This is a genomic window from Pseudomonas sp. Sample_14, from assembly GCF_004307515.1.
Classification (GTDB): Bacteria; Pseudomonadota; Gammaproteobacteria; order Pseudomonadales; family Pseudomonadaceae; genus Aquipseudomonas; species Aquipseudomonas atacamensis.
The window spans coordinates 155,809-170,041 of record NZ_RCOC01000037.1; the positions used below are offsets into that span (position 1 = coordinate 155,809).

At 60.7% G+C, this 14,233-nt stretch carries 9 protein-coding genes; 5 read left to right on the forward strand and 4 right to left on the reverse strand.

What is annotated here, in order from left to right; translation table 11 throughout:
• Positions 1 to 50 precede the first annotated feature (50 nt).
• Both D8U61_RS08610 and D8U61_RS08615 read right to left on the reverse strand, forming a co-directional pair.
• Positions 51 to 1,436 carry a sensor histidine kinase gene (locus D8U61_RS08610; RefSeq protein ID WP_024011993.1) on the reverse strand — a complete coding sequence of 462 codons (1,386 nt, stop codon included), beginning with the start codon at positions 1,434 to 1,436 and terminating at the stop codon, positions 51 to 53.
• The gene (locus D8U61_RS08615) at positions 1,429 to 2,100 is read right to left on the reverse strand and encodes a response regulator (RefSeq protein ID WP_024011992.1); all 672 of its coding nucleotides are present in this window, start codon (positions 2,098 to 2,100) and stop codon (positions 1,429 to 1,431) included. The genes D8U61_RS08610 and D8U61_RS08615 overlap by 8 nt, the downstream gene beginning before the upstream one ends.
• A 444-nt stretch (positions 2,101 to 2,544) precedes the next feature.
• On the opposite strand from D8U61_RS08615, the gene D8U61_RS08620 reads away from it, so the two are divergent.
• From D8U61_RS08620 to D8U61_RS08635, 4 genes are read left to right on the forward strand one after another with little or no spacing between them, the layout of a single operon-like run.
• Positions 2,545 to 3,522: a tripartite tricarboxylate transporter substrate binding protein gene (locus D8U61_RS08620; protein WP_016771275.1), complete on the forward strand. Its 978-nt coding sequence runs from the start codon at positions 2,545 to 2,547 to the stop codon at positions 3,520 to 3,522.
• A gap of 55 nt (positions 3,523 to 3,577) precedes the next feature.
• Positions 3,578 to 4,036 carry a tripartite tricarboxylate transporter TctB family protein gene (locus tag D8U61_RS08625; RefSeq protein WP_016771276.1) on the forward strand — a complete coding sequence of 153 codons (459 nt, stop codon included), beginning with the start codon at positions 3,578 to 3,580 and terminating at the stop codon, positions 4,034 to 4,036.
• Between the two features lies 1 nt (position 4,037).
• Positions 4,038 to 5,552 (forward strand): tripartite tricarboxylate transporter permease, encoded by a 1,515-nt coding sequence (locus tag D8U61_RS08630; RefSeq protein ID WP_016771277.1) that lies wholly within the window; start codon positions 4,038 to 4,040, stop codon positions 5,550 to 5,552.
• Positions 5,545 to 6,582 carry an AbrB family transcriptional regulator gene (locus tag D8U61_RS08635; protein WP_123442926.1) on the forward strand — a complete coding sequence of 346 codons (1,038 nt, stop codon included), beginning with the start codon at positions 5,545 to 5,547 and terminating at the stop codon, positions 6,580 to 6,582. The genes D8U61_RS08630 and D8U61_RS08635 overlap by 8 nt, the downstream gene beginning before the upstream one ends.
• 112 nt (positions 6,583 to 6,694) lie before the next feature.
• Here the strand turns inward: D8U61_RS08635 and ung are convergent, their stop codons facing one another.
• Positions 6,695 to 7,390, reverse strand: a complete 696-nt coding sequence (gene ung / locus D8U61_RS08640; RefSeq protein ID WP_016771280.1) for a uracil-DNA glycosylase — start codon at positions 7,388 to 7,390, stop codon at positions 6,695 to 6,697.
• Between the two features lie 132 nt (positions 7,391 to 7,522).
• Here ung and D8U61_RS08645 point away from each other — a divergent pair, with 132 nt between their 5' ends.
• On the forward strand, positions 7,523 to 8,635 hold the full coding sequence (locus D8U61_RS08645; RefSeq protein ID WP_125925292.1) for an enoyl-CoA hydratase/isomerase family protein: 1,113 nt from the start codon (positions 7,523 to 7,525) through the stop codon (positions 8,633 to 8,635).
• A gap of 64 nt (positions 8,636 to 8,699) precedes the next feature.
• Here the strand turns inward: D8U61_RS08645 and D8U61_RS08650 are convergent, their stop codons facing one another.
• A complete protein-coding gene (locus D8U61_RS08650; protein ID WP_130926761.1) occupies positions 8,700 to 14,231 on the reverse strand; it encodes a calcium-binding protein in 5,532 nt (1,843 codons plus the stop codon).
• Positions 14,232 to 14,233: the final 2 nt, after the last annotated feature.

The window sequence follows — 14,233 nt, forward strand, 5'->3', positions numbered from 1 at the left end:
CCGAGCGGGGATAAATCCCCTCGCCACAAAAAACCCTTGCCACAAAAGTATTACCCGGCAATAAAACTGACCCGCACCTTCAACCCTGCCTGCTCGCCATCATGCAAGGTGATCTGCGCCAGATGCGCGCGACAGATCTCGCCGACAATCGCCAAGCCCAGACCTGAACCGGCAACCTGCTGATTGCGCCGATAAAACCGTTCGAACACTCGATCACGCTCGTGCAGCGGGATGCCCGGCCCGTCGTCCTCAACCTCAAGCACCGCCGGGGCCGTGACCCGCAGAATCACATTGCCGCCCGATGGCGTATGCGCCAGCGCGTTGTCGACCAGATTGCTCAGCAGCTCATTGAGCAGCGTCGGCTCACCGCGCAGCCACACCGGCTCATCCGCTTCAAGCGCCAGCGCCACGCCGCGCTTGTGCGCCAACGGCGCCATGGCCATGCCCAGCTCTCGGGCCAATTGACTCAGATCGAGCAACTGCGCACCGCCCTCGGCAATCGCCCGCGCACCGTTTTCGACCCGGGCCAGCGACAGCAACTGATTGGCCAGATGGGTCAAGCGATCGGTGCTTTGTGCGGACGATTCAAGGGTGGTGCGCCAGGTCTCCGGCTCGTTCGAGCGCAGGCCCAGTTCCAGGCGTGCCTTGAGTGCGGCCAGCGGCGTACGCAACTCGTGAGCGGCATCGGCGATGAACTGCGCCTGCCGCTCGAACTGGCCGCGCAGACGCTCGGTGAAATGATTGAGCGCGCGCACCAACGGCCCGAGTTCATGCTGCACTTCCACCAGCGGCAGCGGCCGCAAATCGTCGGGCTGGCGTTCCTCAACAGCGGTTCTTAACCGCTCCAGCGGGCGCAACGCCGCACTCACCGCGAACCACACCAGCAGCAATGCACCCACGGCCAACATGCCCAGGCGCAACAGGGTGTCAGCCGCCAGACTGCGCGCCATGCTGACCCGCGCTTCGTCGGTTTCAGCCACGCGGATTTCCGCCATGCCGTTCATGTTCGGCTCGCTTACGGCCTTGAGCAGACTGACCACACGCACGTTCTGGCCGTTGTACTTCGCGTTGTAAAAGCGCGCGAGCGCCGGATAGCTGTCGGTACGCGGCGTGCCGGGCGGCGGCCCGGGGAGATTTTCGTAGCCGGAAATCAGCTTCTGGTGAATGTCGTTGACCTGGTAATAGATGCGTCCGGCGCTGTCGTAGGCGAAGGTATCCAGCGCCACGTAAGGCACGTCGGCGCTGAGGCTGCCATCGCGCTGCGACAACCCGGCAGCGATGGTGCGTGCCGAGGCCAGCAGCGTGCGGTCATACGCGGTGTCGGCGGCTTCGCGACCGTTCCAGTAAGCGCTCAAACCACTGGCGAGCATCAGCACCACCAGCAACCATCCAAGGTTCCACAGCAACCGCCAGCGCAGGCTGCTGGGCTTATGCATCGCGGCTTTCCAGCAGATAGCCGAGGCCACGGAAGGTGACAATGGCCACGGGCTGGCCATCGAGCTTCTTGCGCAAGCGGTGCACGTAGATTTCGATGGCGTCGGGGCTGGCTTCTTCGTCGAGGCCGAACACCTGCGCGGCCAGTTGTTCCTTGCTCATCACTCGCCCCGGCCGCGCGATCAACGCTTCCAGGACAGCTTGCTCGCGGGAGGTGAGGGTCAGCAGTTCGTCGCCGAGGGTGAAGCGCCGCGTATCGAGGTCGTAAGCCAGCACACCACAGCGCTGCTGACGCTCGCCGCCCAGCACACTGCGGCGCAGCAAGGCTTTGACCCGCGCTTCCAGTTCCGTCAGTTCGAACGGCTTGGCCAGGTAGTCGTCAGCACCGAGATTGAGGCCATGCACGCGATCCTTGACGTCACTGCGCGCGGTCAACATCAACACCGGCAGGTTCTTGCCGCGAGCACGCAGCCGCGCCAGCACCTCGAAACCGTCCATGCGCGGCAGGCCGACATCGAGGATCGCCACGGCGTATTCCTCACTGCCCAGCGCCAGGTCGGCAGCTACGCCATCGTGCAACACATCCACCGTCAGACCGGTGCTCTTGAGCGCCTGAGCCACGCTTTCGGCCAGTTGCAAATGGTCTTCGACGAGCAGGACACGCATGGATTTGTACCTCGTTCAGGGTTGGCCGACGCCGCGCTTTGCCGCGAAGTTTACAGCCGCAACCGCCGCTGTGAAGCCCGAAAACCGTGAAAGACAACTGAAAGGTTGTTGAAAGGTTAGCCGGTTAGAGTCGGCCCACGGACAGTTTCGACTGTCGCCGCTGCCGCCACACAGCGCAACGAAAAACGCCATGAAGCGTTTTCGACTCATAAGAACAATAACGGAGTACCCCAGCATGCCCTCCATGCGCACCAAGGCTGTAATGCCTGCTCGCCTTGCTCGATTCCACCGTTGCACTGTCGGTTTTTCGCCGCAGTCCTGTTTCCCCTCCGTTGTTTCAGTCGTTGCGCTCGCGCCGCGAGAGAACTGCGCCTGCCGCTAGGTTTTCGCGTTGCCCTTTGGTCATTCGGTCCATCCATAACAACAACTCCTCTGGAGACTCAAATGAACGTATCACTGCGTAAAGTTGCTCTCGCCGCTGGCGCGATGCTGTTTGCCGGCCAACTCATGGCCGAGCCGAAACGTCCGGAATGCATCGCCCCCGCCTCCCCCGGCGGTGGTTTCGACCTGACCTGCAAACTGGTGCAGAGCGCACTGGTCAACCAGAAGCTGTTGAGCAAACCGATGCGCGTGACCTACATGCCCGGCGGTGTCGGCGCGGTGGCATACAACGCAGTAGTGGCGCAACGTCCGGCGGATGCCGGAACGCTGGTGGCGTGGTCGAGCGGTTCGCTGTTGAACCTGGCCCAGGGCAAGTTCGGCCGCTTCGATGAAACCAACGTGCGCTGGCTCGCGGCCGTCGGCACCAGCTACGGCGCCATCGCAGTGAAAAGCGATTCGCCCTACAAGACCCTCGACGATCTCGTTCAGGCGTTGAAGAAAGATCCAGGCTCGGTGGTTATCGGCTCCGGCGGCACCGTCGGCAGCCAGGACTGGATGCAGACCGCACTGATCGCCAAGGCTGCCGGGATCAACCCGCGCGAGCTGCGTTACGTGGCACTCGAAGGCGGTGGTGAAATCGCCACGGCCCTGCTCGGCGGCCACATCCAGGTCGGCAGTACCGACATCTCCGACTCCATGCCGCACATCCAGAGCGGTGACATGCGTCTGCTCGCGGTGTTCTCGGACAAGCGTCTCGACGAACCGGAAATGAAGGACATCCCGACCGCTCGCGAGCAAGGCTACGACATCGTCTGGCCAGTGGTGCGCGGCTTCTACCTCGGGCCAAAAGTCAGCGACGAAGACTACGCCTGGTGGAAAGACGCGTTCGACAAACTGCTGGCTTCCGACGAGTTCGCCAAGCTGCGCGATCAGCGTGAGCTGTTCCCGTTCGCCATGACCGGCCCGGAACTGGACACCTACGTGAAGAAGCAGGTCGCCGACTACAAAGTGCTGGCCAAAGAGTTCGGCCTGATCCAGTGATCGTCTCTGTCTAGTGGCTGCGTCTCCTACGCGGGGACGCAGCACAGGAGCTCCCATGCTTATTCAACGCATTTTCGCCTCGGTGTTGCTGCTGGTGTGTGCCGGCCTGGCACTGATGGCGTGGCCGTACCAAGCGGCTTTTTCCTATGAACCGGTCGGTCCACGCGCCTTTCCGCTGCTGATGCTCGGCCTGATGGGCCTGGCGCTGCTGTACATGGTGTTTCGCCCGGCGCCGATCAAACACAACCCGGATGAGCCGCCGCTGGATCGCGAAACCCTGACCAAGATCGGTCTGTGCGTGGTGTTGTTGCTGGTGTTTGCCGGCACCTTCGAACCCCTTGGCTTCATTGTGGCCAGCATCATTACCGGCGTACCGATGGCCCGTCTCTATGGCGGCCGCTGGCTACCGAGCGTGGTGATCATCAGCCTGATGGCGGTTGGTCTCTATCTGCTGTTCGATCGCTTGATGGATGTTCCGCTGCCCCTCGGCCTGCTCAGCGTCCTGGAGAACTGATATGGATACCCTTGGCTATTTGGGTCAGGGCTTCGGCGTCGCGCTGAGCCCGTACAACCTGGTGACCGCACTGTGCGGCACCCTGATCGGCACCGTCGTCGGTCTGCTGCCGGGCCTTGGTCCGATCAACGGCGTGGCGTTGCTGATTCCGATCGCGTTCGCGCTCGGCCTGCCGCCGGAGTCGGCGCTGATCCTGCTCGCGGCGGTCTATCTGGGCTGCGAATACGGCGGTCGGATCAGCTCGATCCTGCTGAACATTCCGGGTGAAGCTTCCACCGTCATGACCACTCTCGACGGCTACCCGATGGCCCGCAAAGGTATGGCCGGTGTCGCGCTGTCGCTGTCGGCGTGGAGTTCGTTCATCGGCGCGTTCATCGCCACCTGCGGCATGGTCCTGTTTGCGCCGCTGCTGGCGAAATGGGCGATTGCCTTCGGACCGGCGGAATACTTCGTGCTGATGGTGTTCGCGATTGTCTGTCTCGGCGGCATGGCCGGTGATCGACCGTTGAAGACCTTTATTGCGGCGCTGATCGGTCTGTTCCTTTCCACCGTCGGCATCGACGCCAACAGTGGCGTGTACCGTTTCACCGGCGACAACATTCACCTGACCGACGGCATCCAGTTCGTGGTGTTGGTGCTGGGTCTGTTCTCGATCAGCGAAATCCTTCTGCTGCTGGAAAAAACCCACCACGGCCAGGAAGCGGTGAAAGCCACCGGCCGGATGATGTTCAACTTCAAGGAAGCGGCGTCGGTTTTCGTCGTCAACGTCCGCTGCGGCGTGCTCGGTTTCATCATGGGCGTGCTGCCCGGTGCCGGCGCAACGCTCGCCAGTGCCGTGGCCTACATGACCGAGAAGCGCATCGCCGGCACCAGCGGCAAATTCGGTGAAGGCGATCCCCGTGGTCTGGCCGCGCCGGAAACCGCTATCGGCGGCGCGGCGTGCGGCGCTCTCGTTCCGATGCTGACCCTCGGCGTTCCGGGTTCGGGCACCACGGCGGTGATGATCGGCGCGCTGTCGCTGTACAACATCACCCCGGGTCCACTGCTGTTCCAACAGCAACCGGACATCGTCTGGGGCCTGATCGCGTCGTTGTTCATCGCCAACGTGATGCTGGTGATCCTCAATATCCCGATGATCCGCGTATTCACCCGCATCCTCGCCGTGCCGAACTGGGCGCTGGTGCCGATCATCGCGATCATCACCGGCATCGGCGTTTACGCGGTGCACGCGACCACCTTCGATCTGTTCCTGATGATCGGTATCGGCATCTTCGGTTACATCCTGCGCAAGCTGGATTTCCCGCTGTCGCCGCTGCTGCTGGGCTTCATCCTCGGTGGCCTGATGGAGCAGAACCTGCGTCGCGCCCTGTCGATCTCCAATGGCGCGCTGGAGATTCTCTGGTCGAGTCCGATCACCTTCGGTTGCTGGATCCTCACCGCGATCATGCTGCTGATGCCGCTGATCCGCATCTGGCGCAAGCGTTCGGCGGCACGGCGCGTCATTGCCGATGTTTGATCGCTTGTCCCTGAAAGCCTGGTGGGGCACCCCGCTGGTCGGTCTGCTTGGCGGTTTCATCGCCAGCCAGATCGGCTGGCCGCTTCCGTGGATGGTCGGCTCGTTGCTGGCGATCATCCTGGTGCGCTGCCTGACGCCGTGGCAACTGGCGGAAATCCCTGGCGGGCGCAAGTGCGGCCAGTGGATCGTCGGCATCGGTATCGGCCTGCACTTCACCCCGTTGGTGATGGAACAGGTGCTCAGTCATTTCGGTTTGATTTTCTTCGGTGCATTGGTCACCAGCCTTTCGGCGGTGGTCGGCGTGTGGCTGATGCGCCGCACCGGCGAGGATCGCGCCACGGCTTTTTTCTCAAGCATGCCCGGTGGTTCCGGGGAGATGGTCAACCTCGGCGCGCGCAACGGTGCTCTGCTCAGCCATGTGGCGGCCGGGCAGAGTCTGCGGGTATTGGTGGTGGTGTTGTGCGTGCCGGCGGCGTTCAAGTATCTGCTCGGTGACGGCACGCCGATTTCTCACGCCGGCAGTGTCGATTGGCGCTGGCTGGCGATTCTGTTTCCGGCGGGCGCCCTGCTCGCCTGGCTCTGGCAGCGGCTGCGCCAACCCAATCCATGGCTGTTCGGGCCGTTGCTGGTCAGTGCGGCGGTGAGCATTACGTGGGATCTGCACATCGGTTTGCCCAATGGCGGCAGTCAGATCGGTCAATGGCTGATCGGCAGCGGTCTGGGCTGTCACTTCAATCGGCAGTTCTTCCGCCGCGCGCCGTCGTTCATGGGCCGGACGTTGATCGGCACCGCGCTGACCATGTTGATCGCGTCGCTGGCGGCGCTGGGCTTGAGTGCATTGACCCATCTGGATCTGCGTTCACTGACTCTGGGCATGATGCCGGGCGGGATTGCCGAAATGAGTCTGACGGCGGAGACCCTGCAACTGTCGGTGCCGCTGGTGACGGCGATGCAGGTGATGCGGCTGTTGTTTGTGCTGTTTCTGGCGGAGCCGTTGTTCAGGTATTGGAATCGTATTCCAGAGTCCTGACTGACTGATCGTTCCCACGCTCTGCGTGGGAATGCCTCAATGGACGCTCCGCGTCCGCTTTGGGACGCAGAGCGTCCCGGGCTGCATTCCTTTGCTGCGCGTGGGAACGATCTCAGGCGAGAGGTGGCAAGCGCCAGTCGATCGGCGTTTCGCCATTCTGTTCGAGAAACTTGTTGGTCCGGCTGAAATGCCCACAGCCCAAAAAACCCCGATAGGCCGACAACGGCGACGGATGCACCGAGGTCAGCACCAGGTGTTTGGTCGCGTCGATCAGCTTCTGCTTGCTCTGCGCATGGGCGCCCCAGAGCATGAACACCAGATGCGGCTGCCGTTCGCTGACCACTTCAATGATGCGGTCGGTGAAGTGTTGCCAGCCCTTGTCCTTGTGCGCGTTGGCGTTGGCGCGCTCAACCGTCATGGTGGTGTTGAGCAGCAGCACGCCCTGTTCGGCCCAGCTCTGCAGGTAGCCGTGGTTGGGAATGTCGATGTTGAGGTCGCGTTTCAGCTCTTTATAGATGTTGACCAGCGACGGCGGCGCCGGCACGCCCGGTTGCACCGAGAAGCACAGACCGTGGGCCTGGCCCGGGCCGTGGTAAGGGTCCTGGCCGAGAATCACCACTTTCACCTTGTCCAGCGGCGTTGAGTTCAGGGCATTGAAAATCATCGGTCCCGGCGGATAGATCTCCTTGCCGGATGCCCGCTCCTGCTGCAGAAAGCTGCGCAACTCTGCCATGTAAGGCTGGTCGAACTCAGCACGCAGTGCCTCCTTCCAGCTCGGTTCGAGTTTGATACGGTCGTCAGCAGTCATGGTCATTTCCGGCAAAAACAATGGGGCGAACCCTAGGAAAGCCGACCACGCTTGTCAATTAATCTGACGCAGATCCGGCACTTTCCCCCATAGCGATCATACTGATCGCTCAAATTCCCGATCGAGGTCACGATGAATCTGCACTTCGAAGAACTAACCGGCACCGACGGCGCCCGCATCGGCATCGCCAGCCTGGATGCCGAGAAATCGTTGAACGCGCTGTCCCTGCCGATGATCAACGCGCTCAGCGACAAATTGAACGCCTGGGCCACTGACCCGCAAATCGTCTGCGTGCTGCTGCGCGGTAACGGCAGCAAAGCCTTCTGCGCCGGTGGCGAAGTGCGCAGCCTGGTCGAAGCCTGCCGCGCTCACCCCGGCGAAGTGCCGCCGCTGGCCGCGCAATTTTTCAGCGCGGAATATCGCCTTGATTACAGCCTGCATACCTATCCGAAGCCGCTGATCTGCTGGGGTCACGGTTATGTGCTTGGCGGCGGCATGGGCCTGTTGCAGGGCGCGAGCACGCGGATCGTCACGCCGAGCAGCCGTCTGGCGATGCCGGAAATCACCATTGGACTGTATCCGGACGTTGGCGCCAGCTGGTTTCTTGCGCGGTTACCGGGCAAGCTCGGCTTGTTTCTCGGTCTGACCGGCGCGCATATCAACGGCCGTGATGCGCTGGATCTGGATCTGGCCGACCGCGTCCTGCTCGACGAACAGCAACCGCAATTGATCGAAGGCTTGCTGCAATTGAACTGGCAGGAACAGACCGCCATGCAGCTCAACAGCCTGCTCAAGGCTCTGCAGCAGGAAGCACTCGAACAAATGCCCGAAGCGCAGTGGCTGCCGCGTCGTCAGCAGATCGACGAACTGCTCGATGTCAGCGACGTTGCCTGTGCGTGGAAAGCCATCAGCCTGCACCGCGACAGCAGCGATCCGTTGATTGCCCGCGCGGCGAAAACCATGACCGAGGGCTCGCCGCTGACCGCGCATCTGGTCTGGGAACAGATCAGCCGCGCGCGGCACATGTCGCTGGCCGAAGTATTCCAGATGGAATACACCCTGAGCCTCAATTGCTGCCGTCATCCGGAATTCAGCGAAGGCGTGCGCGCGCGTTTGATCGACAAGGATCAGAAGCCGCACTGGCACTGGCCGGATATCAATAACGTGCCGGATGCGGTGGTCGAGGCGCACTTTCATAAAGTCTGGGAGGGGCGGCATCCCTTGGCGGATCTGACCCAGTATTGAGGTGACGCGTGGCCCGCGATGGCGACTGGATTGCCATCACGGGCCGGCTCAATCGGTCATCCTGTCAGACATTCAGTTCGTAGAACTCAATGATTTCCTTGATGGCCCGCTGCGCTTCATCGTCGCCCTTTATCAAAATATCCTCGACATCCCTTAATGGCGGAAGAGGATGCAGACGCTCGGCAATCTGCGTCGCGCTGTAGTCTTGAATCGCTGTTCCTTCGCTGACTCTTATGAAGCCAATAGCGCTTTCACCAGCGGCAAAATGACTGGAAACCCGGATTTTCGGCGCCATTCCGTAATCCACCACAATCACCAGATCATCGCGCTCACGATGAAACCTCAGGTTGTCGATCGTCAGCCTGCGTTCGGAAAAATCGATTCCATCCTGTCCGCCTCCGTTGTTGATGATCACGTCTCTGCCGAGGCCATCGTATCGGTAGAGATCATTTCCCGCGCCGCCGGTTAGCGTGTCATTGCCCGGCCCACCCAGCAGCAGGTCGTCACCGAGGCTGCCGGTGAGCACGTCATCCCCTTGCATGCCTCGGATCTCCCCCGCGCCGCTTATCGTGTCGTTGCCACGACCGCCCACGAGTGGCAGCGCTCGTCCGTCTCGCAAGGAAGTTGAAAGGGTGGGATGGTTGACGATGACACCCGTACGAAAAGTCTCGGGCGCAGGTCCCAGCTGACTTGATTCCAGGAGCTGCCTCAAACTTGCGACCGAGCCATCGGCGAACTTGACGAGCTCAATACCGGCGCCCTCAAGTTCACCGTTATGGGGCAAGACGATGCGGACTTTCTGTGTCCCGCCCCATTGGATATCGAGTGTCGGATGAAGCATTTTCGCTCTCGGCGGGTTGCGGTAAGCCGCGCGATCCGGGTTGGGCTCCAGCTCGACATGGGTGGTCTCTATCAGCGCAGCACCCCAGCTCAATTGCAGTGCATCGCGCTGCGCATCTGCTGGAAGAACGACCGTGTCCTGATCGATCAATCCGTACTCGTCTTTCCACCCCGCTACGCCAACTTCTGCTCGGTGGAAAACAGGGTTGAGCACGTCCGCAATCGTGGTTGTCGCCCCGGCATGCGCTTGCACGATGTAAGTGTCGGCGCCGTCTTCGCCGTAGAGCCAGTCATCACCCGAGCCGCTGAGCAGATAGTCGGCGCCCTCGGAGCCGAGCAAGGTATCGTCACCTGCACCTGCGGATAAAAACGCGCCCGGTGTTCTGTCGCCGACAGTGCCATAGTCAAGTGGGGAGCCTGCATAAGCGACGATCAGATCATCACCCGCGCCGCCGTGGAAAACGTTTTCCACTTCAACGTTGACTCGCCCGCCGGCATCGTCGCCATGGACGATTTTGCGTTTGATCGTTTCAGTTGTGACATCCCAGCGAAACGCCTTGGGCACTGTTGCGCCCGAACTGAAGCTTGCCGCCGGATAGACGTACCAGCCTTCAAGCGCGCCGGATTCCTTTCGGTCTTCAACCAATACGTCGCCCGTATTGAAGGAAAACCCGTTGGCCGAGCCGGATCGATAATAGCGAGGCGCCTGACTTGAGGAGGCGATTGCTCCCTCGGCTTTCACCGGTTTATGTTCGACACGGGTTGTGGTTGTCGACTGCCTTTCACTGACCACAGCGTGCCCTGCATCAGCCTTCATCCATGGCGGCGTTTCAGACAGTGTTACTGCGTCGACGCTGTCCTCGCTCAGCTCGGTGTGAGTGGTGTAACCGGTGTCGCTGGTGGTGACATGACTGCGCACCCAGACGCCTTGCTCATTCAAGGTAAAACCTGTGGCGTGTTTGCGGGCAGAGCGTTTTGACTGGATTTGCGCGAGGAACTCATCGGTCCAGTTGACCGCTTGAACAGACGCCACCGGGCCTTGCGCCGCAGCGGTCACATCATCTGGCTTAACCGGATCCGCAACTTTGCTTTCAGGGGTTGCCGGGGCGGTGACAAGTTCTGGTACGGGTGATTCGGCCGTCTCTATCGGTGGCAATGTTTTGCGCAGGACATCTGCGTAATCAAGTACCACGCCGTCGCTGAAACTGAATGTGGAATCCTTCCACTTCTCGTGATTCTTGATGAGTATCGCGTCGCCTGTGCCATTGGCCAGTCGCAACACCGTACCGACGGAAACTTCGATAACGTCGGCCTTCAGACTTTGCGCGCAAAACCCTGCACCGAACCTGATGATGTTGCGGCCGCCGGCATCGGTGACGATATCCAGGCCGTCGCCAGCGCCGAAATAGTAGATGTCGGCGCCATCCATGCCATCCAGCACGTCAGCACCGGGACCGCCATCAAACACGTTGTCACCGGAATCACCGCGAAGGTAGTCCGTCCCTTCCCCGCCCAGCAGGGTGTCGTTGCCACCGCCTCCGAGCAGCGTGTCGTTACCTGAGCCACCGTGCAGATAATCGGCATTCTGCTCGGCCTCAGCGCTGTTTTCGTAATCGCCGGCAAGAATGTCGTCACCCGCGCCGCCGTACAGCGTGTCGGCACCGAAACCACCCTGTAACGTATCGTTTCCTTCGCCGCCCTGAAGCACGTCATTGTTGCTTCCGCCCGGCTGCAGGTCAGACACATCGCCATCGAGAAAATCCGCCCCTGCGCCACCCGCCAGCGTATCCGCGCCGCCCATGCCGCGCAGGGTGTCATCCCCCGCGCCGCCATCGAGAAAGTCGTTGCCGTGATAGCGAACCGGATGCTCAGGGCTATCGCCGATCAGATCGTCATTACCTTCGCCGCCGAAGAGCAAATCATCGCCACCGCCGCCCCAGAGCGTGTCATCGCCGGAGCCACCGTCCAGCAGATCATCGCCAAAAAAATGCGCGGCATCGCCTTCGACGCCGTCCAGTACGCCGTCATCACCCTGCAAAATGTCGTTGCCAGGGCCGCCATACAGCGCGTCGCTGCCACCGTTACCGGCGAGCCGGTCATCACCGCTACCGCCGTCCAGCACATCGTTGCCATGGTGTTTGCTGGGTAGCCCACCGCCCCAATCGAGGTTGTCGCCGAGCATTACGTCGTTGCCGCTGCCACCGGTCAGGGTGTCGTCACCTTGATCGCCTTTGAGAAAATCGTCGTCAGCTCCGCCGTCAAGCAGGTCCTCACCCCAGCCGCCGTTGATAATGTCCTTGCCGCCCTGCCCGTACAGCACGTCGTCACCGCCCTCGGGCGCACTGTTTATCGAGGCCTTAGAATAGACCGCTCGGTGACTGGTTACACCGCGAGCTATGGGGACGTCAGCGCGTTTGACCGCCCAACCTTGTTCCAGTGCACCGGTGGTTTCGTCTCCGGATAACACATCGTCGCCAGCACCGCCGATCAAGGTATCCCGGTCATTACCACCGAGCAGAACATCTCGGGATGCCGTACCGATAAGCAAATCGTCACCTTGCCCGCCGTCGAGCCAGTCTCCGCGACTTGCCTTGCCCTTGGCGTCACCGTCGGCCATAGCTTTTTCGAGCGTCGTCTGCTTGTCGCCGAATAACCGATCGTCTCCAGCCTTGCCGAACAATCGATCAGAACCACCCAAGCCGAGAATGACGTCGTCTGCGGCGGAACCGTAAAGTACGTCGGCCTTGTTGCGCTGTTTTACCTGGGGCAGCAGCACCACGTTGCCCAGTTCATCAAAGGAGGGCTGATCGCCGGGGACACTCGGATCTGTGTCTTTGGCTTTCCAGTCGCCCTGAAGCGTCAAAGCCGCAGCAGTGAGCGGCTGCCCCTCATATTCAGGGAGGCGGATGCCAAGCATCCCGGGCTGGAAGTTTTTGATCACCACCAGATCGCCCTGGCCGTATTTGATGTTGAGGGTGTTTTCAACAAGCGCCAGGGTGATGGACCGATCCTCGGTAGACCAGATATTGCTCAGAGGCGCGCGGCGTTTGAGATGGGGAATCGGCGCGCCGTTGATCCGCAGTTGCCCATCGGCGTTGGCATCAAGAATCTCGTCGATGCCATCGCCGCTGGCGAATTCATAACGGTCGTTGCCTTCGCCCCCAATCAAGGAGTCGTTACCCTTTCCTCCGAGCAGAACATCGTCACCGGCCATCCCGTACAACTCATCATTGCCGTCACCTCCGGTAAGCGAGTCATTGCCGCGACCACCTTCAATAACATCGTGACCGGCCATCCCATGGATCGAGTCATTGCCCACGCCGCCATACAGATGATCGGCATTTGCGCCGCCGGCGAAAGATCGCCCACCGTCATCACCGAACATGGCCAGCGGGTTCAGCACTCCGGTGGTCATCGGCGCCTGTTTGCCTGAGGCGAGATCGGAGTAGGAAAACTGCTGCAGCGAGTGTTCTCCAAACGAGCCTTGGGTTCGGGCAATCAACCGCGCCAGCATTTGCGCTCGATCCGCCAGCCACTGCGCGGTGATAAAGCCTTCGCCAGTGTGCGGATCGTAAAGCTCGAGGTTGCGATCGGGATAACCGTCGGCTCGTTCTATGACGACTTCACTGAGTTGCTGCAAAGAGTTGCGCAACGCCAGACCGAGCGGCGTCGCCTCGCCTGCCAGTTTCGCCCATGCATTGGCATTGCCGAACTCGCTTATTGTCCGGGTGACGATGCTTTGCGACTGCTCTGGGGAAAATGCCGAGAAGAACGCGTAAGCGTTGCTGGCGAAGGTGTCGTTGGTGGTGGGTATGGCAGCAGAATCGCCGTCGTACGTGCGCTTGAACATGTCGAGAAATTCGTTCTGGCCGTAGCGCAATATCAGCTCGACCACGGCGGCAACAGGCGTGCCTTTGACTACATGCTGAATCAGCGGATTCACACTGCCACTGGCCAGCGCGATGTTGATTTGCTCGGGTACGACCGAGAGCAGACTTTGCAGTGGATTGATGCCGAAATTGCTGATCGCCGCTTGCAGGCCGACGCTGTAGGCGTCGATGGCGAAGAGAATGTTTTTATAGTCGTCGAGCCGGTTGGGCTTTGCCTGGATGGGTGGGCCGCCATCTTCCGCATCCGGGTCGCCCGCAGAGACCAGTCTCCACGTTTCATAGGGAGGTTTACCGCCCAACAGGCTGAATCCGACTGTTCCAGACCAACCAGAGTTACGTTTCACGGCGGTGTCGTCCTCCCCGCAAACCTCCTTGAACAGGGCCTCGCCAATCGCGCTGGCGTCGATTTCTGCGATCTGGCTGATTGACGGCACGGTCCAGGGTGCCAGTTGACCGGCAAGGGATCCGTTGATCAGGGTATTGATGAAGTTGACGGCAACCTGGTTGGATGAAAGCTGCATCAGGTCTTCACTGAAAATTGTATTCAGTCTCAGTTCACCCTGGCGGGAGGTGTAACCACGAATCAGGGCAGAGTAGGCACCGTTTCCACCGTTGGCATCAATGGCCACGGCAAGCCAGAGTCTGGCGCTTTTCAGCACGTCTCCAGCCTCTTTATCGGCAGCTGCAACGTCAGAAACTTTTTCACCAATAATGTCGAATAGCTTTTGGTACAGGGGGGCGCAGCTTGCCCCTGCTAATTCCAATGCAATGTACTCCACACCCTCAGAATTTAATGTCATGCCTTTGCAACTATTTGCCGCATTGAAAATTTCGGATTTTTCCATATCGTTAAAAACATAACTCATTG

What these genes read in the sequence shown, in the direction of transcription:
- D8U61_RS08610 (WP_024011993.1), bottom strand. Translation starts at nt 1,436, where the DNA reads ATGCATAAGCCCAGCAGCCTGCGCTGGCGGTTGCTGTGGAACCTTGGA.
- D8U61_RS08615 (WP_024011992.1), bottom strand. Translation starts at nt 2,100, where the DNA reads ATGCGTGTCCTGCTCGTCGAAGACCATTTGCAACTGGCCGAAAGCGTG.
- D8U61_RS08620 (WP_016771275.1), top strand. Translation starts at nt 2,545, where the DNA reads ATGAACGTATCACTGCGTAAAGTTGCTCTCGCCGCTGGCGCGATGCTG.
- D8U61_RS08625 (WP_016771276.1), top strand. Translation starts at nt 3,578, where the DNA reads ATGCTTATTCAACGCATTTTCGCCTCGGTGTTGCTGCTGGTGTGTGCC.
- D8U61_RS08630 (WP_016771277.1), top strand. Translation starts at nt 4,038, where the DNA reads ATGGATACCCTTGGCTATTTGGGTCAGGGCTTCGGCGTCGCGCTGAGC.
- D8U61_RS08635 (WP_123442926.1), top strand. Translation starts at nt 5,545, where the DNA reads ATGTTTGATCGCTTGTCCCTGAAAGCCTGGTGGGGCACCCCGCTGGTC.
- ung (WP_016771280.1), bottom strand. Translation starts at nt 7,390, where the DNA reads ATGACTGCTGACGACCGTATCAAACTCGAACCGAGCTGGAAGGAGGCA.
- D8U61_RS08645 (WP_125925292.1), top strand. Translation starts at nt 7,523, where the DNA reads ATGAATCTGCACTTCGAAGAACTAACCGGCACCGACGGCGCCCGCATC.
- D8U61_RS08650 (WP_130926761.1), bottom strand. Translation starts at nt 14,231, where the DNA reads ATGAGTTATGTTTTTAACGATATGGAAAAATCCGAAATTTTCAATGCG.